This window comes from Natrinema sp. 1APR25-10V2 (genome assembly GCF_031626495.1).
Classification (GTDB): Archaea; Halobacteriota; Halobacteria; order Halobacteriales; family Natrialbaceae; genus Natrinema.
On record NZ_JAMQOJ010000005.1, the window covers coordinates 157906 to 178481 of the forward strand.

At 65.3% G+C, this 20576-nt stretch carries 20 protein-coding genes and 1 pseudogene; 11 read left to right on the plus strand and 10 right to left on the minus strand.

Translation table 11 applies throughout. From position 1 onward, the window contains the following. Positions 1-22: 22 nt before the first annotated feature. From NDO75_RS16605 to NDO75_RS16615, 3 genes are all read right to left on the minus strand, one after another. Entirely contained in the window at positions 23-1180 is a 1158-nt protein-coding gene (locus NDO75_RS16605; protein WP_310907728.1) for a site-2 protease family protein, read from the minus strand. Between the two features lie 344 nt (positions 1181-1524). Beyond that, complete coding sequence (locus NDO75_RS16610; RefSeq protein WP_090619353.1) at positions 1525-1770, minus strand: hypothetical protein; 246 nt, start codon at positions 1768-1770, stop codon at positions 1525-1527. 250 nt (positions 1771-2020) lie between these two features. Then, positions 2021-2857 (minus strand): molybdopterin synthase, encoded by an 837-nt coding sequence (locus NDO75_RS16615; protein WP_310907729.1) that lies wholly within the window; start codon positions 2855-2857, stop codon positions 2021-2023. Between the two features lie 214 nt (positions 2858-3071). On the opposite strand from NDO75_RS16615, the gene NDO75_RS16620 reads away from it, so the two are divergent. The 4 genes from NDO75_RS16620 to NDO75_RS16635 all read left to right on the plus strand — a co-directional run bounded on the left by NDO75_RS16620 (position 3072) and on the right by NDO75_RS16635 (position 8484). Beyond that, positions 3072-4100: a CapA family protein gene (locus tag NDO75_RS16620; protein ID WP_310907730.1), complete on the plus strand. Its 1029-nt coding sequence runs from the start codon at positions 3072-3074 to the stop codon at positions 4098-4100. Between the two features lie 93 nt (positions 4101-4193). Further along, a complete protein-coding gene (gene pyrH / locus NDO75_RS16625) occupies positions 4194-4919 on the plus strand; it encodes a UMP kinase (RefSeq protein WP_310907731.1) in 726 nt (241 codons plus the stop codon). Beyond that, complete coding sequence (gene lysS, locus NDO75_RS16630; RefSeq protein WP_310907732.1) at positions 4916-6577, plus strand: lysine--tRNA ligase; 1662 nt, start codon at positions 4916-4918, stop codon at positions 6575-6577. The genes pyrH and lysS overlap by 4 nt, the downstream gene beginning before the upstream one ends. Before the next feature lie 65 nt (positions 6578-6642). Then, positions 6643-8484 (plus strand): site-2 protease family protein, encoded by a 1842-nt coding sequence (locus tag NDO75_RS16635; protein WP_310907733.1) that lies wholly within the window; start codon positions 6643-6645, stop codon positions 8482-8484. Between the two features lie 31 nt (positions 8485-8515). Here NDO75_RS16635 and NDO75_RS16640 read toward each other — a convergent pair whose 3' ends face one another. Then, entirely contained in the window at positions 8516-9043 is a 528-nt protein-coding gene (locus tag NDO75_RS16640; protein WP_310907734.1) for a PadR family transcriptional regulator, read from the minus strand. A 167-nt stretch (positions 9044-9210) separates the two neighbouring features. Between NDO75_RS16640 and NDO75_RS16645 the strand changes: the two genes are divergently transcribed. Further along, entirely contained in the window at positions 9211-10719 is a 1509-nt protein-coding gene (locus tag NDO75_RS16645) for a heme-binding protein (RefSeq protein ID WP_310907735.1), read from the plus strand. Between the two features lie 44 nt (positions 10720-10763). On the opposite strand, the gene NDO75_RS16650 is transcribed toward NDO75_RS16645, so the two are convergent. The 3 genes from NDO75_RS16650 to NDO75_RS16660 form a co-directional block, all read right to left on the minus strand. Continuing rightward, entirely contained in the window at positions 10764-10952 is a 189-nt protein-coding gene (locus tag NDO75_RS16650) for a hypothetical protein (RefSeq protein ID WP_310907736.1), read from the minus strand. A gap of 246 nt (positions 10953-11198) precedes the next feature. Then, complete coding sequence (locus NDO75_RS16655; RefSeq protein WP_310907737.1) at positions 11199-11585, minus strand: DUF5611 family protein; 387 nt, start codon at positions 11583-11585, stop codon at positions 11199-11201. A 214-nt stretch (positions 11586-11799) separates the two neighbouring features. Further along, on the minus strand, positions 11800-12777 hold the full coding sequence (locus NDO75_RS16660; RefSeq protein ID WP_310907738.1) for a hypothetical protein: 978 nt from the start codon (positions 12775-12777) through the stop codon (positions 11800-11802). A gap of 209 nt (positions 12778-12986) precedes the next feature. Here NDO75_RS16660 and NDO75_RS16665 point away from each other — a divergent pair, with 209 nt between their 5' ends. Next, on the plus strand, positions 12987-13283 hold the full coding sequence (locus tag NDO75_RS16665) for a DUF6432 family protein (RefSeq protein ID WP_310907739.1): 297 nt from the start codon (positions 12987-12989) through the stop codon (positions 13281-13283). A gap of 39 nt (positions 13284-13322) precedes the next feature. Next, on the plus strand, positions 13323-14447 hold the full coding sequence (locus NDO75_RS16670; protein WP_310907740.1) for an aminomethyltransferase family protein: 1125 nt from the start codon (positions 13323-13325) through the stop codon (positions 14445-14447). 49 nt (positions 14448-14496) lie between these two features. Here NDO75_RS16670 and NDO75_RS16675 read toward each other — a convergent pair whose 3' ends face one another. After that, entirely contained in the window at positions 14497-15312 is an 816-nt protein-coding gene (locus tag NDO75_RS16675) for a helix-turn-helix domain-containing protein (RefSeq protein WP_310907741.1), read from the minus strand. Between the two features lie 343 nt (positions 15313-15655). Here NDO75_RS16675 and NDO75_RS16680 point away from each other — a divergent pair. Beyond that, positions 15656-15822, plus strand: a pseudogene (locus NDO75_RS16680) (IS5/IS1182 family transposase); the annotation flags it as partial. A gap of 48 nt (positions 15823-15870) precedes the next feature. On the opposite strand, the gene NDO75_RS16685 reads toward NDO75_RS16680, so the two are convergent. Then, positions 15871-16338, minus strand: a complete 468-nt coding sequence (locus tag NDO75_RS16685) for a response regulator (protein WP_310907742.1) — start codon at positions 16336-16338, stop codon at positions 15871-15873. A gap of 873 nt (positions 16339-17211) precedes the next feature. On the opposite strand from NDO75_RS16685, the gene pdhA reads away from it, so the two are divergent. After that, positions 17212-18339, plus strand: coding sequence for a pyruvate dehydrogenase (acetyl-transferring) E1 component subunit alpha (gene pdhA / locus NDO75_RS16690; RefSeq protein WP_310907743.1), 1128 nt, complete (start codon positions 17212-17214; stop codon positions 18337-18339). 78 nt (positions 18340-18417) lie between these two features. After that, positions 18418-18912, plus strand: coding sequence for a hypothetical protein (locus NDO75_RS16695; RefSeq protein ID WP_310907744.1), 495 nt, complete (start codon positions 18418-18420; stop codon positions 18910-18912). 58 nt (positions 18913-18970) lie between these two features. Here the strand turns inward: NDO75_RS16695 and NDO75_RS16700 are convergent, their stop codons facing one another. After that, positions 18971-19489: a gamma carbonic anhydrase family protein gene (locus NDO75_RS16700; RefSeq protein ID WP_310907745.1), complete on the minus strand. Its 519-nt coding sequence runs from the start codon at positions 19487-19489 to the stop codon at positions 18971-18973. A gap of 192 nt (positions 19490-19681) precedes the next feature. On the opposite strand from NDO75_RS16700, the gene NDO75_RS16705 reads away from it, so the two are divergent. Continuing rightward, positions 19682-20527 (plus strand): helix-hairpin-helix domain-containing protein, encoded by an 846-nt coding sequence (locus NDO75_RS16705; RefSeq protein ID WP_310907746.1) that lies wholly within the window; start codon positions 19682-19684, stop codon positions 20525-20527. The last annotated feature ends 49 nt before the right edge of the window (positions 20528-20576 follow it).

Consider the following 20576-nt stretch of genomic DNA (forward strand, 5'->3'; position numbering starts at 1 on the left):
ACGAGACGAGCGGTCGAACGCGTCAGGTGACGATCTCGACCGGCACCGGCATGAAACAGAGCAGGCCGATCCCGAAGGTGACGACCCCGAGGACGAACCGGCCGCGTCCCAGCGACTCGTCGCGAATCGGCGTCGCCGGTCCCATCGACGCGAACAGCGTCGTCAGCAGCCCCCAGAGGATCCAGACGAAGACCGTGTTCAGGCTGTGGTCCTGTACGTAGTAGAGGAAGCCAGCGAGTGCGAACAGAACGCCCGGAACGATCGCTGCGATCGTCTCCTGCAGTTCGCCGGTCATCGCCCGGAGGATGTGGCCGCCGTCGAGCTGGCCGACCGGAATCAGGTTGAGGAAGGTGACGAACATGCCGACCCACGCCCCGATGACGACCGGGTTCACGCCCCTCGTGGGGTCGTTACGGTACAGCGGCTGGTCGAAGCCGGCCGCGAGCAACTCGAGCAGTGGGGGATAGCCCAATCGGATCGTGATCGCGTCGGGGTCCTGCAACACCGCTTCGGGAACGGTCACCGGCGGCAAGTGAAGCCCGATCACCGTCACGACGACCGTCGCGACGAAGCCGGCCAGCGGGCCGGCGACGCCGATATCGAACAGCGCCTTGCGGTCGGGCATCCGTCCCTTCATCTTGATGACCGCCCCCATCGTTCCGATGAGCGTCGGGACCGGGATGAAGTAGGGCAGCGAGGCGTCGACCTGATGGTAGCGGCTCATCACGTAGTGGCCCATCTCGTGAACGCCGAGGACGCCGAGAATCGCGGCCGTGAACGGCCAAGCGTGCCAGATCGTGGTCGGATCGGCGAACGGATCGATCTGGTACCACATCGCGCCGGCGAACAGCGTCGAGCCGACCGTCAGGAGGAGCAACACGATGTTCGTCCACGGGATACCGTCGATCCCGACGTCCGTCGGCTCGGCGACGAGGGCGTACTCGCCGTGGCGCAGCTCGAGATCGGCGTCGTAGCCGCGTTCGCGAAACGCCGGCCAGAGTTCGTCCATGACCCGCTCCGGATGCGCGAGCGGGTCGCCGTAGTACACGAGCCGCTCGCCCTCTCGCTCGACGTCGTAGACGGCAAACACCGATTCGATCCGATCGATCGGGGGGCCGTCCTCGAGGGACCGGCCGCCGCGTCTTGCGGTGCCGAATCCGGACCGATCGACATCTTCCATCATCAGTGGTTCAGGATCTGTCGGTATAAATCGACTGCCGTCGGCAGGGCCGACCGTCTTTCTCGAGCGCGGACCGTCGGCATCGCCTCGCAGTGCGCAGCGATGCTGCCGATCGAACTCGAGGTGTGGGTGCGGCGAAGCGACGACCGAAAGACGGCGTCAGCGGGGGTGAGGGACCGAGATGATCGTGCCGGAGTGGCGTCGGTGACGCGCCGGCACGGGTGCGTGAGGGAGTGTGGTACGGGTGTGCAGCACAGGTGCGTGAGGGAGTGCTGCACGGATGCGTGAGGGTGTTGCGGGGATGTTCGTCGGGCGGATCGGGCCGTCGAGAGGCGGATCGACAGTCAGGCGGGTGCGACGCGCCAGGTCGTCGCGCTCGTGTAGGACCATTTCTCGATCTCGAGGTCGCTGACCGAGTCAGAGAGCTTGACCATCAGTGCGCCGATCTCTTTGGGGGACATGCCGACATCGTCCGCGATGAACTTGCCTTTGAAGTACAGCTCGCCGTCTTCGGCGCGTTCGCGCAGGTAGCGTTTCAGGCGGCGTTCCTTGCTTTCCGTGGAGGGTTGGGCTGTCGTGCTCATCGACATCTCCCCTTTCCGACGGCAATTTGTTATAAAGGGAGGATGGTTAGCCGCGTTTCGATTGTGTTCAGCGATCTGGGGGGTAAGAGATCTTTTACAGGCGATTATTACAGTCTTAATAATCGTCTTAGATCTCTCGAGACGTTTTAAAACAGCTGCTAACTCATTATCGCCGACAAAATAATCACGATCGATAGACTCTCGTATTCCCTGACCGTTCCGCTGTTTTAGCCCGCTCGATGAACGAACGTAACGGTCAGGATCGGTCGTGGACCCAGAACTCATCCTCGACCGTCACTTCCTTCTTGAACAGCGGGACTTCGTCTTTCAGACGGTTGATTCCGTCTTCGACAGCCTGAAACGCCTCTGCGCGGTGGCCCGCGAGGACGACGACGAAGACGATGTCCTCGCCGTCCGCCACGGCGCCCGTCCGGTGGTAGAGTTCTACGTCGAAGACGCCGTCCCGTGCCTCGAGATCCGATTCGAGGGCAGTCATCCGCTCGTCGGCGACGCCCTCGTACTTCTCGAACTCGAGGTATTCGGTCCGCGCGTCGTCTTCACTGTCTTTCGCGCGGACGCGGCCGGTGAACGTCGCGATCGCACCCGCGCGGTCGGCGCTGGGCGAGCGCTTGACGCGGGCGACCAGCGATTCGAGGCTCTCGTGGGGTTCGGCGGACTCGAGACGCGCGACGAGATCGTCGAGTTCGAGATCGGCGGGGCCGTCGACGGTCGCGAGAACCGGACCCTCGGGCTCGTGCTCGTCTGCGTCGGCGCCGACGACGATCGACGGATGACGGAGCGTCCGCACGCCGACGACCACCGCGTACTCGCAGTCGGTCGACAGACTATCGAGCGCGTCGCCGACCGACATTCCCGTCCCGGACGCGGCCCAGTCGCCGTCGACGCCGAGATCGTAGATGACGTCACCGCCGAACGTGATCGCCTCGCTGGCGTGCGTGCCGTCGGCGATCGTCGCGTCGTATCTGACCACGCCGACGCGCCCCCGCTCGGAGAGTCGATCGACGATCCGGTCGACGACGCGCTCGAGCGCGTCGCCGCCGGCACCCCCATCGCGAACACCGAGTACGTGCATGTTCGAACGATGGACGGGTCCGGCTTTGTAGCTGTCGGCGAGAAAGCCCTGCGCTGAGCGGCCGCGGCCGCTCAGCGCACCCCTTTCAGTCCCACCCCACCGCACTCCTTTCAGTCCCACCCGGCGGCTCCGCAACCGGCCGGCCATCACACGGCGACAAATCGGCACCGCAGCGGTGGCTCGAAATTTTGCACCTACGGAACGAACGCCCAGTATGTCCCTTCGAATCGGCTTCACGGGCGACGTAATGCTCGGCCGGCTCGTCGACGACCGCCAGCATGATCGCTCCGTCGACGCGGTCTGGGGGAACACGCTCGAGCGCCTGCGCGGACTCGACGGGCTGGTGAGCAACCTCGAGTGCGTGCTCTCGACGCGCGGGCGGGAGTGGACGCGAACGCACAGACCGTTTCACTTCCGAGCCGATCCCGACTGGGCCGTCCCCGCGCTCGAGCGCGCCGGCGTCGACGCCTGCGCGCTGGCGAACAACCACGTCCTCGACTACGAGGCGGCGGCGCTGCGGGACACCCTCGCAGCGCTCGACGAAGCGGGGATCGCCCGCGCGGGCGCCGGCGAGACGATCGACGAGGCGCTCGAGCCAGCGGCGTTCACGATCGGTGGTTCAGACACCGAACTCGACGTGGCGATGATCTCGCTCACCGACAACACGCCGGAGTACGCCGCCGACGAAAATTCGCCCGGAACGGCCCGGGTCGAGTTCGACGTCGAAACGACGGAGACGCGTCAGCGGGTCGCGGCGGCCCTCGAGCGCGCCCGCGGGACGGATCCCGACCTGCTGGTCGCCTCGCTGCACTGGGGGCCGAACATGGTGACGGAGCCGCCGGAGTCGTTCCGCGAGTTCGGGCGCTGGCTCGTCGAACACGGCGTCGACATCGTCCACGGCCACAGCGCCCACGTCTTCCAGGGGATCGAGATTCACGACGGGAGTCCGATCGTCTACGACGCGGGCGACTTCGTCGACGACTACGCTGTCGATGACGACCTGCGGAACGATCGGAGCTTCCTGTTCGTACTCGCGGTGACGGCCGACGGACGGCCGACCGAACTCCGACTCCATCCGACGCAGATCGACGATTACGCCGTCCACGAGGCGAGGCCGGGGGCGGCCGCGTGGTCCCGCGACCGGATGCGCGAGCTATCGGAGCCGTTCGGGACCGAGTTCGATCGAGACGGGGAGACGCTCGTTCTGCCGCTCGATGACGGTGAGCCGGACGGTAACGATTGACCGATCGCTCGGACCCGGCTCGAGCGGTGTGTCACCACGTCGTCCGGGCAGTTGACAACCCTTAAGATAGCAACTCCGCTACACCGGGGTAGTATGAAAGTGGTCGTCTCTATCGGCGGGAGCGTCCTCGTACCCGAGCCCGGCGGGGATCGGGTCGCCGAACACGCTGCCGTCATCGAAGACCTCGCGGCGGACGGCTGTCGAATCGGTGCCGTCGTCGGGGGCGGCGGCGTCGCTCGCGAGTACATCTCGGCCGCACGGGACCTCGGAGCGAACGAGATCGAACTCGATCAGCTCGGGATCGACGTGACGCGGCTGAACGCCCGGCTGCTCATCGCCGCGCTCGGCGAAGGATCCGTGACTGCGCCCGCGAAGGACTACGAAGAGGCCAGCGAGGCGCTGCGCCGCGACGACATCTGCGTCATGGGCGGGGTCGCGCCGGCCCAAACGACCGACGCCGTCGGGGCCGCCCTCGCGGAGTACATCGACGCCGACCTGCTGGTCTACGCGACGAGCGTTCCCGGCGTCTACAGCGCCGACCCCAACGAGGACGACGACGCGATCAAGTACGACGACCTCTCCGCGGCGGAGCTGGTCGACGCCATCGCCGGCCTCGAGATGAACGCCGGCGCGTCGGCCCCGGTCGACCTGCTGGCGGCGAAGATCATCGAGCGCTCGGGGATGCGCACCATCGTCCTCGACGGCACCGACCCCGATCGGATCGCGCGGGCGGTCCGCCACGGCGACCACGAGGGGACGGACATCGTCCCCGACGGCGTCGGCTCGGAACCGACCTACTGGGCGAGCGACGAGCGATGAGCGACGAGAGCCCCTACACCCTGCAGCGCGAGGACGGCGCGGACGCGCGCCACGCCTTCTGGGCCGACACCGTGGCGGATCGAATCGAAGAACGAAACCCGTCGGAGCCGATCGTCGTCAAGGGCGGCATCTCTCCCTCGGGCGTCCCCCACCTCGGCAACGTCAACGAGATCATGCGCGGCTACTTCGTCGCCGAAGTCCTGCGCGACCGGGGCCACGAGGTCCGGCAGGTCTTCACCGCCGACGACCGCGACCCGCTCCGGAAGCTGCCGCGAACCCTCTGCGATCTCGAGGGGAATCTCGTCGACCTCGGCGAGGTCGACGCCGGCGCGCTCGGCCGGAACCTCGGCGCGCCGTACACCGACATCCCCGACCCCTTCGGCTGCTGTGACTCCTACGGCGACCACTTCGCGACCATCATCGGGGACAGCGCCGACGCCGTCGACGTGCCGATCGATCTCGTCTCGAACACGGAACTGTACGAATCCGGCGAGTTCGAGGACGTGACGCGGTTCGTCCTCGAGCACCGGGACCGAGCGCGGGAGGTCCTCTCGGAGTACCAGGACAAGGTCGACGAGGACTACGTCCCGTTCAATCCGATCTGCGAGGAGTGTGGCAAGATCACCGAGACGGTGACGAGCGTCGACCTGGACGCCGGTGACGCGGGGACCGTCGACTACGAGTGTACCGACATGGACGCCGGCGATCAGACCATCGACGGCTGTGGCCACGAGGGAACCGCGACGCTGCGAGAGGGCAAACTCCCCTGGCGCTTCGAGTGGCCGGCCCAGTGGCAGCTGCTAGGCGTCGACTTCGAGCCGTTCGGGAAGGACCACGCCGAGGGGTCCTGGCCCAGCGGCCAGGACGTCGCCCGCAACGTCCTCGAGATCGAACCGCCGGTGCCGATGGTCTACGAGTGGTTCACGCTCGAGAACGAACCCTTCTCCTCCTCCGAGGGGAACGTCATCCTCGTCTCCGACGTGCTCGAGTTGCTCGAGCCGGAGGTCCTGCGCTACTTCTTCGCGAAGGACCCCTCGAAAGCGCGGGACTTCAGCATCGAGCGCCTCGACCAGCTGGTCGACGAGTTCGACCGACTCGAGGCGATCTACTTCGGCGAGATCGAGGGAAGCGAGGACGAGGAGGCGTTCGCCGAGCGCGTCTACCCCTTCGTAGTCGAAGAGCCTCGAGAAGAACGGATCCGACTGCCCTACACCTTCGCCGCGGTGCTGGGAATGACCGACGACCCCGACCTGCGCGAGGAGATCGCCCGCCGCGAGGGGCACATTCCCGACGACGCGCCCGAATGGGCCGTCGAGGGCGCCTTAGAGCGCGTCGAACAGGCCCGGAACTGGGCGCGCCGCACCGGAAACGAGTTCGATTACGAACTCAAGCGCACCGAGCTCCCCGCCCACGACTTCGATTCGGACACCGAAGCCGCGCTCGCGGAGCTGGCAGACTTCATCGAGGAGGGCCACGACCCCGACGAGATTCAGGGAGAGATCTACGAGACGGCCAAGCGCCACGACGTCGACGTCGGCGACTTCTTCGGCGCCGGCTACCGGTTGTTCTTCGACGAAGAGCAGGGGCCGAAGCTCGGCCCGTTCCTCGCGAAAGTCGACCGCGAGTTCGTCGTCGGTCGGCTCCGGCGAGAACGGTGACGCCGATCCGGCGGGTAGACCCGTAGACAAAAGCCATTTGAGAACGCCGCACGGAGGTAGTATCAATGGACTACGGTTCCTTCGCCCTCGTCTCACCCCCCGCGATTTACGGCTCGGAACTCCTCACCTGGGTGTTGCTCGGACTCGCGCTCTACTGGGGGGCGGTCGTCGCACTCCAGAACGCGGGTCGACTACCCGACTACATCGGCACGCAGGGCCCGATCCTCACCTTCCACACGAAACGCGGCCGAGAGTTGCTCGACAGGCTCGCCCGTCCGAAACGGTTCTGGCGAGCGTGGTCGAACCTCGGCGTCGGCATCGCCCTGGTCGTGATGGTCGGCATGTTCGTGTTTCTCCTCCAGGCGTCGATGAGCGCTCTTTCGTCGCCCCAGCCGGCGACATCGGCCGTGCGCCAACCGCGGAACATTCTCGTCATCCCTGGCGTCAACGACTTCCTGCCGCTGTCGGCCACGCCCGGCATCGTCTTCGGGCTGCTCGTCGGACTCGTCGTCCACGAGGGCGGCCACGGACTGCTCTGTCGCGTCGAGGACATCGAGATCGACTCGATGGGGATCGCGATGCTGGCGATCCTCCCCGTCGGCGCGTTCGTCGAACCCGATCAGGAGAGCAGCAAGGCAGCCTCCCGCGGCGGCCAGACGCGGATGTTCGCCGCCGGCGTCACGAACAACTTCGCGGTGACGATCCTCGCGTTCGCCCTGCTGTTCGGGCCTATCGTCGGCGCGATCGGTGTCGCGCCCGGAGCCGCCGTCGGCGGCGTCGCACCGGACTCGCCCGCCGCCGAAGCCGGTATCCAACCCAACGACCGTATCACGGCGGTCGACGGTACCCCGGTCGAGGGCAACGAGGAACTCGCGGAACGAGTCGAGGCCAGTCAGGGCGAGCAGATGACCGTCGAACTCAACGGCGAGGAGACGGTGACCGTCGACCGGGCGTTGTCCGTGACTGCGGCGATGGACGACGGGCCGACGGGACTCTCGACCGGTGACAAGATCCTCGCGGTCGACGGCCAGTCCATCGCGACCGAACGCGGCTTCTTCGACGCCGTCGGCGACGACGGCCGGGTCACGCTGACGATCGAGCCCGCAGACGGCGGGGAGCGCGTCGAGCGAACGGTCCCGATCGGCGCCGCGGTCTCGGTCGTCGATGGCGAACCGCTCGCGGCCGAAACCGGTCCGACCGACGAGACCTTCGTCATCACTCGGTTCGACGGCGAGCGGGTCCACAACTACGAACAGCTCGGCTCGCTGCTCGAGGAGACCGAGCCCGGTCAGGAGGCCACCGTGACGGGCTATTTCGGCGAGGAGCAGCGGACGTACACCGTGACGCTCGACAACAATCCGCGGACCGGCAGCGGTTTCCTCGGAATTCAGGCGAACCCGGGAACATCCGGCGTCACTGTCAGCGACATCGGCGTGCAGCTCTACCCGGCCGGGGAGTATCTGGCGCTGCTGGGTGGGAACGGGGACTCGCCGTTCGGCCCCATCACCGACACGTTCCTCGGACAGATCGGGATCGCGCTCTTCCTCCCGATCTTCGGCGTCATCGGCCTGATGCCGTTTAACTTCGCCGGCTTCACCGGCGGAATCCAGAGCTTCTACGAAGTCCAGGGCGCCCTCGGGGCGTTCGGGGACGGGACGGTCTTCCTGCTGGCGAACCTGCTGTTCTGGACCGGCTGGATCAACGTCCAGCTCGGCTTCTTCAACTGCATCCCGGCGTTCCCCCTCGACGGTGGCCACATTCTCCGGACCAGCACCGAGGCGGTCGTCTCCCGGCTCCCGATCGACGCGACGCGCGGCATGGTCCGCGTGGTGACGACGACGGTCGGGGTGACGATGCTCGTGAGCTTCCTCCTGATGCTGTTCGGCCCGCAACTGTTCGGTGGCTGAGCGAGCCGGTCACGAGCGCCGATCCGGCGGGCTACGACTCCCCGGGGTCGATGCCGTGCCGGTCGTAGAACTCTTCGGGCGTCTCCTCGAGGCGCTCGAACTCGGTATCGAAGTAGTGTTCGTGGTGGCGGACGACCTGTTCGACTACCCAGCGACTGAACTCCTCGTCGAACCGCCACTCGCCTTCGGTTTCGGGGATCTCGAATCGGTCGTCCGTCGAGAACGCCGCGTACACGTGGAAGAAACCGAGGATGACGTCGGCGAAGTCGCTGGCCTTCTCGCAGCCGGTTTCGCGGCGCTCCTCGAGTTCGGCGTGACCCACCTCGGTGAGCTCGAAGTACTTCCGATCGGGCTCGTCCGCGCGCTCGATGCGCTCGGCCCAGCCTTTCTCCTCGAACTTGTAGAGGATCGGATACACGGAGCCGTACGACGGCTCCCAGTGACCACCGCTGAGATCTCGGATCTCTTTCAGTATCTCGTAGCCGTACCGCGGTTTCTCCTCGAGCAGCTCGAGGACGAGGTAGGCGATGAGTCCTTTCGGCGGCCCACTTTTCCGCATGTACCTCGTGGATTAAACGGACGGACGTAAAGGGTTTCGGTCAGATCCGGCGACAGTCGGCAGACGACCGGACGGCGGCCCCGTAACGACGGGGCGAATGACTGGGAGACGGAGGAACGCGGGACAAAACCCGGCCCTTCTTGGCCTCGCCGCTCCAACCGCCGCGCATGGAACGACGGCAGCCGCCACAGACCGAGGAGGGCTGGTACGTCCTGCACGATTTCCGGTCGATCGACTGGGACGCCTGGCGAGACGCCCCCGAGCGTCGGCGCTCGCGGGCGATCGAGGAGGGGATCGACTACCTCGCGTCCTGCGAGGGCGTCGACGACGCCGACGAGGGCGAGTCCGCGACGTTCGCGGTGCTCGGCCACAAGGCCGACCTGCTCGTGCTCCACCTGCGGCCGACGCTCGGCGACATCGACACGCTCGAGCGGCGGTTCGAACACACCGCCCTCGCCGAGTTCACCGAACGGGCCGACTCCTACCTCTCGGTGACCGAGGTTTCGGGCTACATGTCCCAGGACTACTTCGAGGACGGGGAAACCGCCGATACCGGAATGGCACAGTACATCGAGTCGCGGCTCAAACCCGAACTGCCCGACAGCGAGTTTCTGAGCTTCTACCCGATGAGCAAGCGCCGCGGGCCCGACCACAACTGGTACGAACTGCCCTTCGACGAGCGCGCGGACTACCTCTCGAACCACGGCGAGATCGGCAAGGACTACGCCGGCCGCGTCACCCAGATCATCTCCGGCAGCGTCGGCCTCGACGACTTCGAGTGGGGAATCACCCTGTTCGGCGACGACCCCACCGACGTGAAGGAACTGCTCTACGAGATGCGCTTCGACCCCTCGAGTTCGCGCTTCGCCGAGTTCGGCCGATTCCTCTCGGCGCGCCGGTTCCCGCCAGAAGACCTCGGCGCGTTCCTCGCGGGCGAACGGGTCCCACAGGAGGGCGAGGACGGTAACCATCCCCACGCCCACGCCGGCGGCGAGTCCGAGGGGCACCATCACGGCTCCGAGAGACACCACGGCGGTGACTCGAGTTCCGGTGACCACCACCACGGTGACGACGGCGACGAGGACGACGACGTTCGCAGCGAACTCGAAGAGATGGGCGTCTACGCCGGCCAGCCTCACGGGGAAGACGTTCACGCGGTCGTCCTCTATTCGGCGGCCGACGCCGACGAACTGTTCGAGGAGGTCGAGGGGCTGCGTGGGAACTTCGACCACTACGATACACACGTGAAGACGGCCGTCTACGAATCTCGAGACGACGACGCCGAGACGGCGATCGTCAGCCTCTGGGACACCGACCGCGCCGCGAACACGGCCGCCGGGTTCCTCGCGGATCTCCCCGAGATCGTTCGGCAAGCGGGAGACGAGGAGGGCGACTCGTGGGGGACGATGGGAATGTTCTACACGGTCAAGCCCGAGCACCGCAGCGACTTCACCGGCACGTTCGAGGACGCTGCCGACCTGCTAGCGGAGATGGACGGCCACCGGAAGACCGACCTACTGGTCAACCGCGAGGACGAAAACGACATGTTCATCGCCAGCCGCTGGGACTCCCGCGAGGACGCGATGCAGTTCTTCCGGAGCGACGCCTTCTCGGAGGCCGTCGAGTTCGGCCGCGACGTCCTCGCCGACCGACCGCGACACGTCTTCCTCGCCTGAGCGCTCGGAACCGATTTTTCGCGCCGGCTCGAGACCGAGACCGATCAGCGTCGACCGGAGTCCGACGTCTCGTCGTAGAACAAGTAGGCGGCGATCCCGGCTAACCCGAACGCCAGCGTCACGAGCGGCCACTTGCCGGCGTCGCGATCGGTCGCGACGGCGTGGACGGTGACGAAGCTCGCGAACCCGAGGTGGGCGACGAACGTCGCGACGAGAAACGACTGTACTTCCATTACTCGAGGGTTCGACGCGGCGGCGAAAACCGTTACGGAGCCGACGGACGAGTGTGCGGCGCGAAGCGCCGCGAACGGCAAACGGCGGAGCCGTGAGCCAGTGAGTAAGCGGGCTGACAAGCGATAGAGAGAACGCTATGCGTTCGGAGCGGCGGGAGAAGCGTTTTCGATCGACGGTTTACCGAAGGCCATCGCGAACGCGGCGCTACGCGTCTCGCTCGCTGGAGAACGGCGTGTGAAGGGTCGCTAGTCGATGTCGTGGTCCGGGTCGTCCTCGACCTTCCGCTTCATCGAGTCGCGACGGGACTTGGCGTCGCGGCCGGTCGCCTCGAGCAGGAAGTCGTTTTTCGCGTCGACGGCCTCGCCGGCGGCCTCGAGTTCGTCGGGGCCGAGTTCGGTGGGGTCGCGTTCGTGGAACTCGACGCCGAGTTTGTCCTTCTTCCCGGAGTACTCGACGGCCCCGACGACGATCTTCTCGAAGACGGGGTTGTCGGGCTCCTCGATGAGGTAGAGGTCGCTGCCCTTGTACTCCTGGGTCCCCGTGATGGGACCGAAGTAGTCCTCGACGGTCGCCTCCATGTCGGGGATTCGTTCCTCGAGATATTCACCGCGACGCATCTTGTACTCCTTCATGGCTCGAAGAAACACGGGGGAGTGTTTACCTCTTTTCATAGCCGATGTTTCGGGTGTCTGATGCGTTAGCGAGGCCGGAAACCGGTGGCTGCGGCGAGACGGGCTACCGACCGGTAGTCCCGGCGGAGGCGAGCCGGGCGTGGACGGTCTCGAAAAGCGGGAGAGCACACGCCACGGACCGTGAGAGACGGAGAGCTGTTCTTCGAGGGCGCGACTACTGCTGCTCGCGCTCGCTGAGATAGCCTTTCCGGCAGTCGGGACAGATATCGCCGGCGCGAAGCGAGCTCCGGTCGCCGGCGGCGACGTACTCACACCGCGGACAGTAGAACTCGGTCGGGACGTCGTCGGTGGACGAGCCGCTGCTCTCGGCCGGGGCCGGAGCCGACTGGGCGCGTTCGATGCCGATCCCCGAGTCGGACGCCCCGTTCCGGTCGGCGCCGACGGTATTCGCCTCGGGGGCTTCGGTCGTCACCGATCGGGCGTCGGCGTCGGCCGCATCGTCCGTAACGCTCGCACCGCCGAGGCCGTCGGCGGGCGCGTCGTTCTCGAGGAGGACGGCGTCGTCGTCGATCTCCTCCGGATCGATCTCGTCGGGGTCGTCGGCGACTGCCGTCTCGGTGTCGGACTCGTCGTCCGGCCACGCGGCCGGTTCGGACTCCGCGCCGACCGGCGGCCCGACGTCGTCGGAATCGGGCCACTCGCCGTGGTCGCGGTCCCGGTCCCGATCGGGTTCCGGGCCGTCGTCTTCCAGGATTTCGCCGTCATCGGTGACGGGGTCGCCGTTTTCGTCGGTCGGCACCTCGATGTCATCGGCACCGTCGTCGGGGGCGGAACCCGCAGACGGAGCCGCTTCGGAGGTGCCGACGTCGCCGGTCGCCGCATCGTCGGCATCCGCGGCCGCGTCGGCGTCGATGAACTCGGCGTCCGTCCCGGTTTCGGCGGCAGCTGCGTCGGATTCGGGCGTATCTTCTATCAGCTCTTCATCAGGATCGTCGGAGAGCGTGTCGGCGTCCGTCTCGGCGGAGAGACTCGTTACTTCGGTGTTCTCGCTGATGACGTTTCGCTCGCCACAGCGGGAACACTCCTCGTACTCCTGGACGGTTACGACGACTTCACTGCCCCGTTCTTCGCGCTCGCGTTCGACATCGGACTCGCCGAAGTCGTGCCCGAGCAGCGAACATCGCAGGACCATTGTCCCACCGTACCGAGCCATCCCATAAAAAACGTGCTGCCTGTTTGTCCCAGATTGGTGACAGTCGCTCGCGACGACGGGTGCGTCTCGGATCGCACTCGAGTTCCCACCCGCGGCCGGTCGCCGCGTGGCGACACCCGCCCCGATGAACCGTCGGTCGTCGTCGGAACGACAAACGTCAAATCCCAGGTTGTCGAATGGACATACGGATGAGAGCAAAGCGGGAGTACCGGAATCGGGAGGGGACCGAGGTGGCCGTACTCGACGAACTGGTCAACCGCGCCGACGACGGGATGACGATTTTCGAACTCCGAGCCGCCGTCGAGGTCGATATCGACGAACTCGAGGACGCCCTGTCGACGCTCAAGGAGGACGATCTGATCGTCGTCGAATCGGGCAACGAGATGGTCATCAAGCCCGACGAGCGGGTGGTGCCCGACGAGCCGGCCGACGAGGACGACGACCAGTCGCTGGGGGAGTGGCTGCGCGAGCGGATTCCTTTTTGAATCGAAACGCCTGAGGGCCTCAGGCACCAGAAGGTACGCATGACCGTCATCGAGTCCATCCACGAGGACCACGGGGCCACGTTCGGCGAGCGCGGCGATCGGACGATCGTCGAACACTTCGGGCGGCCGGAACGGACCCATCGCGCGGTCCGCAACGGCGTCGGCCTGCTCGAGTTGGTCTACGGCGTGATCGTCGTCGAGGGCGAGGACCGCGTCGAGTACGTCGACAACGTCGTCTCGAACCGGGTTCCCGCCGAGGACGGGCAGGGGTGTTACGCGCTCGTCCTCGACCCGCAGGGCGGAATCGAGGTCGAACTCTACGTCTACAACGCGGGCGAGCGCCTGCTGCTGTTCACCCAGCCCGAGACCGCCGAGCCGCTCGCCGAGGAGTGGTCCGAGAAGGTGTTTATCCAGGACGTCGACATCCGCGTCGCGACCGACGACTTCGCCGTGTTCGGGATCCACGGCCCGCAGGCCACCGAGAAAGTCGCGAGCGTGCTCAACGGGGCGGGTTCGCCCGACGAGCGCTACTCGTTCGTCCGCGGGACGATGGGCGACGAGGGCGTCACCGTCATCCGTACCGACGCGCTCACCGGCGAGGAGAGCTACGAAATCGTCTGCGCGGCCGACGACGCCGCCGCCGTCTACGATACGCTCTTGAATCAGGGACTGAACGCCGCGCCGTTCGGGTATCGGACGTTCGAGAGCCTCGCGCTCGAGGCCGGTTCGCCGCTCTTTCACACCGAACTCGAGGGAACGCTCCCGAACGTGCTAGGCCTGCGAAGCGCCCTGGACTTCGAGAAGGGGTGTTACGTCGGTCAGGAGGTCGTCTCCCGGGTCGAGAACCGCGGTCAGCCCAGCCGGAAGCTCGTCGGACTGGTCCTCGAGGGAGAGCGGAGAGACGAGGACCGGCCGGTTGAGGACCGGCCGGTTCCCGACGCCGGCGCGGCCGTCTTCGACGGCGACGCGTCGGTCGGTGAGGTGACTCGCGGGGGCGAGAGCCCGATACGCGACGAGGTCGTCGCGCTCGCGCTCGTCGACTACGGCCTCGAGAGCGACGACCTGACGGTCAGGGTCGGCGGCGAGGAGGTCCCCGCTGCGCTGGCCGACCTGCCGTTCGTCGCGGGCTCGGACCGGTCGGGTCGGCTGCCGGACTATCGATAGCGGTTCACAGCCGGTGCGGCCGGTTCGTTCCGCGTCGGTGAAAACGGAGTCAGACCCCCGGATCTTCGATCGGCGGTAAGCCGGCCGTCACCAGCCGGCGAAGGAGTACCACGATCCCGTTCTCGAGGCCCCGAGCGAAGACCGCCTGCTCTTTCCCCTTGCCCTCTGCGGCGGTCGGATAGTACGACCCGATCAGCAGCGTCTCGCGGTCGATGAGCAGGATGCGACTGATCGCGACTTCGTTGTCGCTTTCGCGGCCGGTGAGCCAGTCGAGGCCGGTTTCGAACACGTGCGTCGTGGCGACCTCGCCGCCGAGCGTCGCCATGATCTCGTTCGTCTGACCGCCCAGAACGATCGAGAGGTCGCGGTCGGCCGCCGCTCGCAACCCGTCGAACAGCGCCTCGGAGAGGATGTTTTCGTCGACGACGAGGAGTGCGACCTCGGAGTTCGCTTCGTCGATGAGATCGAGCGTTCTCGACTCGATCGCTTCGTGCCCGGACAACGACCAGACCTCCTGGACCTGCTCGTCGTCCTCGGCCTCCTGAGTGTCCGTGTTCTCGAGGTGCGATTGAAGCGTATCGATCCGAGTGTCGTACTTCTGGCGCAAGGTCTGTGTCGCCTCGGCGACGCTGACGGCACGGTACACCTGCGGACTCGCGTGTTGCACCTCGACCAGTCCCTGTGATTCCAGCACCCGAATGGCGTCGTAGACCCTCGTCCGGGGCACCTCGGAGATTTCGTGTATCTCCTTCGCCGTGCCGGTCGGCAACTTGTTCAACGCCATAAAACAACGTGCTTCGTACTCCTGAAGCCCGAGATCCTGCAGCAGGCTAATCGCCTGTCTAGTAGTTTCGTTCTCTGTCATGGCCCAACCACGAGTTCGGCTACCCGAACATGCAGAGTAGAGTGCGTGGATGGAAAAGGTTTCGCGTATTGACTGGCAAGGGCTGATAGAATTTTCGAACGCCACCTCCCGCAGGCGATTTCACCCAAATAATCACACAAGCTACTTGACGGTACGGTCAGTACGTGGAAGTGGCGGGCCCCGTTACGGCCCAACCACAACGGGGTTCGCCGTTCCTACGTCCACGATTATCGGGCAGGCGTCTGCGAACAGAGTGGGATTCGATCGATACCGACCGGTACCGGACTCGAGTGCGATCGGAAAAGACGCGAAGACCACTGAGACGGCTCTGTTGAAATCCTCCGATGCCATCGTCGACCGTCGAGTGACGACGACCAGAAAACACGACTCGCAGCTCGCACCGTCGCTCAGCGAGCGGAATACCGGTGAAGTAGCGATTCTCCTCTCGGCGACGAGGGATGCGAGGACCAGAAGATTCGCGCGTTAGCCCGTGAAGATGGTGTTCGTCCGTTCACGGCATCGACAAGACACTCTGAACGGTAGAGATAGGTGAGGTAGTTACTGAACCGGAGGGAGTTGTACCTGCTGGAACCAGAACTGGCCGACTGAGGCTGCGAGTGACTCGAACTCGTCCGGAGCGGTCGGCTTCGTCACGTAAGCGTTGGCGTGAGCATCGTAGCATCGGTCGATGTCGTCCCTATCCGCAGAACTCGTGAGTATAATCACAGGAAGCGGTCTGAGCCGTGGATCATCTCTGATCGCATCGAGAACTGCACACCCGTCTCGCCCCGGAAGGTTCAAATCTACGAGAGCGAGGTCGGGGAACGGTCGCGTCTCGTCGTCGGTTCGCTCGGTCAAGAACGCAACCGCATCGTCCCCGTTAGATATTGGATGGAGCGTTGTCTCAGCACCGACGTTTGCCGTTTCGAACGCTTCTCGTATCAGACGAATATCGCCGGGGTTGTCCTCAACGAGGAGAATCGTAAGCCCGTTCTCAGATGAGTTGTGGAGGGACTGGTCTGTCATTGGCGGTTAGAACGAGTGTGGACTCTGTGATGCGTCCGTGACCGTTACACGACCGTTCTGCCGACAGTCCCTTTCGCTGTGGAGGGAAACGCACAGTGCAAAATCTCTCGTTATAGACGAATGGAACTGAACGTCTATAAAGAATACTTTCACTCAGAACATCAAAATGAGCGATGGCGGCACATTCACACCTGTAGTTATGCATTAGTACGGGGAAGAAAGACAACGAGTTCTACCGCGAGAGAGAATTCGATGAGGTCACGCTTAGAGTTTCCCGTGATGTCTCGCCAGAAGTTCAAGCGTGGGCCTGATTTCGTCAAATCGGGACCCCCTTTCGACGCGACTCCTGCTTGGTATCCATTCGACAAATCCGTAATCGTCTAACTTGGGAAGATGAACGTGCCTCTGTTCGAGTCTATCCGTCCTCCCAACTGCGACATCGTCAGGTGGTGTATCGAGGTCGATTGGAGTGTCCGTCCGAGGATTCCCATCTAACAAGCTGAATAGCAGCTGTCGGCGTTGCTCGTTCGCCATCACTTCGTATAATCGGTCGTGAGTATCGTTCATTACAACGCCGAGTACGTGCTCCTACGTCTTAAGCTAATGACAAATTCACCCAGATCTGAGTTTTGATTAACTGAGTGAACCGGCTGGCGTTCAGTTCGACCACCAACCTACCGGCTGGTTCAGCGGAGATTTGTACATGCGCGTATGGCAGGACTGAAGATAACACCGCAGTATTTTTCACATTTCTATTAGTTTGATTAACCGAGTGAACGAGGTTGTACCCGAGCGAGACGCGGTCGCGATCCACCGTCGAGCAGCGGGACGCGCGGAGCTACCGTTATATGGGCCGCGGTCAACGGTACGTCTATGTCAGGAGACGTCCGCGAACGGGACCTCCTCGAGCGGGAGCCGGACGACCGGGTTCGCGTGCTCGATCCAGACGGGACCGTCGTCGACTCCGAACTCGAGCCCGATCTCGCGGCGGAGACCCTGCGGTCGATGTACCGGGATATGCGCTTTTCTCGGCGGTTCGACGAGCGGATGATCAGTCTCCAGCGCCAGGGTCGGCTCGGGACCTACGCCTCGCTGGCCGGTCAGGAAGGGTCCCAGATCGGCTCGACGTACGCGCTGGCCGACGACGACATGCTCTCGTTCCAGTACCGGGAACACGGCGCGATCGCCGCGCGGGGAATGCCGTGGGAGTACCTGCTGTACTGGATGGGCCACGAGGACGGCAACGCCGCGCTGGCCGAGATCGACGTCTTCCCGCTGAACATCTCGATCGGCGGCCACCTCCCCCACGCGGTCGGCTGGGCGTGGGCCGCGAAACTGAACGGCGACCAGCGGGCGAGCGTCGTCCACTTCGGCGACGGGGCGACCTCCGAGGGGGACTTCCACGAGGCGATGAACTTCGCCGGCGTCTTCGACGCGCCGACGATCTTCTTCTGTAACAACAATCAGTGGGCGATTTCGGTCCCGCGGGAGCGCCAGACGGCGAGCGCGACTATCGCGGAGAAAGCCAGGGCCTACGGCTTCGAGGGCGTGCAGGTCGACGGCATGGACCCGCTCGCGACCTACGTCGTTACGCGGGCGGCGCGCGAGAAGGCGCTCGAGGGAGACGGCGACCGGCTGCGCCCGACGCTGATCGAGGCGATCCAGTACCGGTACGGCGCGCACACGACGGCCGACGATCCCTCCGTCTACCGGGACGACGCGGAAGTCGAGCGCTGGCGCGAGCGCGATCCGATCGATCGGTTCGAGGCGTATCTCCGAACCGACGGCGTCCTCGACGACGATCGAATCGACGCGATCGAGACCGAAATCGAGGACACCGTCGCGACGCTGGTCGAGCGCGCCGAGGCCGTCGAAGGCGACCCCACCGATATCTTCGAGTACACGTACGCGGAGCCGACCCCGCGGCTCGAGGAGCAACGCGAGGACCTCGAGAACCTGCGGGACGCCCACGGCGACAGCGAATTACTCGAAGACGAGTAATCCTTCCACTCGTCGGTATAAAGCCACCACTGGGACAGGCCAACGGCTATCGGAGCGACGGACAGAGAGACGGTCGATATGCAACTCGAGCAGCCGAACCAGGGGGCAGCGCCGACCTGGAGCGGCACGGTGCCGAGCGCGGTCGACGGTCGGGTCCTCGGCCTGATCGTCGTCACGGCCGGCCTCGCGGCGTCGATGAACCTCCCCTACGGTGGGCTGCCGATGGCGGCCGCCGCGTTCGCACTGCTTTCCGTGGGCGGTGTCACCCTCCACCTGCTCGGCGAACGCAAACTCCGTCGGATCACCGACGGCCTCGTCGAGCGGTGGGTCGCGGCCGGGGCCGAGATCGACGCCGTCACTCGATCCTCGAGCGGCACGCGGACGGAGTGGCGGATCCACACCCCCGACGGCGAGGTCGTCGTCGGCGGGGTCGCGCTGGTCCCGATCGCCCGACTCTCCGTCGAGTGGCGCGGCATCGGCGATACGATGGCCGCCAGCGAGGCCGAGGCGGACCTCGATGGGCTCGCCGAGGGGCTCTACCGCGAAATATTCGAGTTCGACGCGAACCGGTAGCCCGGGCCGGCTCGAGCCCAAACCGGCGTGAGGAGGGCGCTCGTCCGCCTACGTGCGCTCACTCGAACAATTCCTCGTGACGCCCCGCCAGATCCGTGTACTCACCGGAGGAATATTCTTCGAACGTTTCTCGAGCGTCGATGCCCGTCTCGGAGAGCGGCGTGACTCGAGCGGGAACACCGCGAACGAACGACTCCGGCGGAATCTCGTAGCCGTCCGGAACGACCGTTCCCGCGGCGACGATGCTCCCGCTTCCGATCGTGACGTCGGTGTTGATCGTCGCGTTGAATCCGACCAGCGCCCGTTCTTCGACGACCGTTTCGTTGAGGACGGCCCCGTGTCCGACCATCACCTCGTCAGCGAGTTGCGAGGCGTGAATCGTCGCGTTGTCCCCGACGTGGGTCTCGCGGCCGACGCGGACGGGACCGATATCGCCGCGGAGCACGACGCCCGGCCAGACGCTCGCGTCTGCGCGGACCTCGACGTCGCCCACGAGCGTCGCCGCTCTGCTCACTCGCGCCGTGTCATCGATCGTCGGTCGATTCCCCTCGAACGCGTAGGTTCGACTATCGGCCATACGCGAATCGACGACGAACACGCCCATAATACCGAACCACGACGACCGTGACAGTCGCCGGCGGGCGAAGGTCGTCATCTACTCAGACAGTGCGATCGTCAGAACGATTTGACCAATTAATGCCATTCAAGACCATCAAATGGTTTGCAAGCCCACAGCTTATCTACGGCCAACGCGGAGTGGTGATCACACATGAGCCAGTCAGACTCACCGATTCGAGCGATGTTCGACGCCCAGCGAGCCGCAGTCAAACAGAGCCAGCAGCTCCTCAAGCAGGGGATGGCGACGCAACGAAACGCCGACACGATGGCGCTCACCGGCCTCAAAGGCCAGGAGTCGCTCCAGCGCCAGCAACTCGAGCTCGCACAGGCCGCGACCCACGGCTACCTCAGCGCGACGGCCGCGTTCCTGCCGAGCGACGACGCCCCAGAGGCCCACCGGAACGTCGACGAGACCTTCGGCCAGCTGAAACAGACCCACGCCGAGTTCTACGACGCGCTCGAGCGCGAACTCGAGCGGGACGTCGACTCCGCCACCGAACTCTCCGAGGAGTTCGTCGACGCCCTCGACGAGCAGACCGATCAGTTCCTCGAGATGACGCAGTCGGTCGAGGACCAGACGATCCAGAACGTCGACGAGCTGTCCGGGCAACTCCGCGATCAGCTCGAGCGGACCCAGGAGCTACAGGATCAGCTCGAAGACCAGCTCGAGCGCCAGACCGGCGACGTCGAGGAACTCCTCGAACGGCAGTCCGAACAGATCGAACAGTTCCGGCAGCAGCTCGAAGAGCAGGACGAAGACGGTGCCCGGCAGATCCCGGTGCAGGGGAAAGACGAGCCGCACACGAAGATCGAAACCGACCCGGAACACACGCTCGAGGACATCGACGGAATCGACGCGGACGTCCGCGAGCAGCTCTCGGACGCCGGCATCGCGACGGTCGACGACCTCACGCGCGCCGGCCCCGACGCCGTCGCTGAAGCGGCCGACGTCTCGGAAGATCGGGCCGAGGAGTGGATCGGGCAGGCCGAGGCCTGAGCGAGTACTCACGACCCCGCCGGCGGTTCGATACGCACCGGTACAGATC

What these genes read in the sequence shown, in the direction of transcription:
- NDO75_RS16605 (WP_310907728.1), bottom strand. Translation starts at nt 1,180, where the DNA reads ATGGAAGATGTCGATCGGTCCGGATTCGGCACCGCAAGACGCGGCGGC.
- NDO75_RS16610 (WP_090619353.1), bottom strand. Translation starts at nt 1,770, where the DNA reads ATGTCGATGAGCACGACAGCCCAACCCTCCACGGAAAGCAAGGAACGC.
- NDO75_RS16615 (WP_310907729.1), bottom strand. Translation starts at nt 2,857, where the DNA reads ATGCACGTACTCGGTGTTCGCGATGGGGGTGCCGGCGGCGACGCGCTC.
- NDO75_RS16620 (WP_310907730.1), top strand. Translation starts at nt 3,072, where the DNA reads ATGTCCCTTCGAATCGGCTTCACGGGCGACGTAATGCTCGGCCGGCTC.
- pyrH (WP_310907731.1), top strand. Translation starts at nt 4,194, where the DNA reads ATGAAAGTGGTCGTCTCTATCGGCGGGAGCGTCCTCGTACCCGAGCCC.
- lysS (WP_310907732.1), top strand. Translation starts at nt 4,916, where the DNA reads ATGAGCGACGAGAGCCCCTACACCCTGCAGCGCGAGGACGGCGCGGAC.
- NDO75_RS16635 (WP_310907733.1), top strand. Translation starts at nt 6,643, where the DNA reads ATGGACTACGGTTCCTTCGCCCTCGTCTCACCCCCCGCGATTTACGGC.
- NDO75_RS16640 (WP_310907734.1), bottom strand. Translation starts at nt 9,043, where the DNA reads ATGCGGAAAAGTGGGCCGCCGAAAGGACTCATCGCCTACCTCGTCCTC.
- NDO75_RS16645 (WP_310907735.1), top strand. Translation starts at nt 9,211, where the DNA reads ATGGAACGACGGCAGCCGCCACAGACCGAGGAGGGCTGGTACGTCCTG.
- NDO75_RS16650 (WP_310907736.1), bottom strand. Translation starts at nt 10,952, where the DNA reads ATGGAAGTACAGTCGTTTCTCGTCGCGACGTTCGTCGCCCACCTCGGG.
- NDO75_RS16655 (WP_310907737.1), bottom strand. Translation starts at nt 11,585, where the DNA reads ATGAAGGAGTACAAGATGCGTCGCGGTGAATATCTCGAGGAACGAATC.
- NDO75_RS16660 (WP_310907738.1), bottom strand. Translation starts at nt 12,777, where the DNA reads ATGGTCCTGCGATGTTCGCTGCTCGGGCACGACTTCGGCGAGTCCGAT.
- NDO75_RS16665 (WP_310907739.1), top strand. Translation starts at nt 12,987, where the DNA reads ATGAGAGCAAAGCGGGAGTACCGGAATCGGGAGGGGACCGAGGTGGCC.
- NDO75_RS16670 (WP_310907740.1), top strand. Translation starts at nt 13,323, where the DNA reads ATGACCGTCATCGAGTCCATCCACGAGGACCACGGGGCCACGTTCGGC.
- NDO75_RS16675 (WP_310907741.1), bottom strand. Translation starts at nt 15,312, where the DNA reads ATGACAGAGAACGAAACTACTAGACAGGCGATTAGCCTGCTGCAGGAT.
- NDO75_RS16685 (WP_310907742.1), bottom strand. Translation starts at nt 16,338, where the DNA reads ATGACAGACCAGTCCCTCCACAACTCATCTGAGAACGGGCTTACGATT.
- pdhA (WP_310907743.1), top strand. Translation starts at nt 17,212, where the DNA reads ATGTCAGGAGACGTCCGCGAACGGGACCTCCTCGAGCGGGAGCCGGAC.
- NDO75_RS16695 (WP_310907744.1), top strand. Translation starts at nt 18,418, where the DNA reads ATGCAACTCGAGCAGCCGAACCAGGGGGCAGCGCCGACCTGGAGCGGC.
- NDO75_RS16700 (WP_310907745.1), bottom strand. Translation starts at nt 19,489, where the DNA reads ATGGCCGATAGTCGAACCTACGCGTTCGAGGGGAATCGACCGACGATC.
- NDO75_RS16705 (WP_310907746.1), top strand. Translation starts at nt 19,682, where the DNA reads ATGAGCCAGTCAGACTCACCGATTCGAGCGATGTTCGACGCCCAGCGA.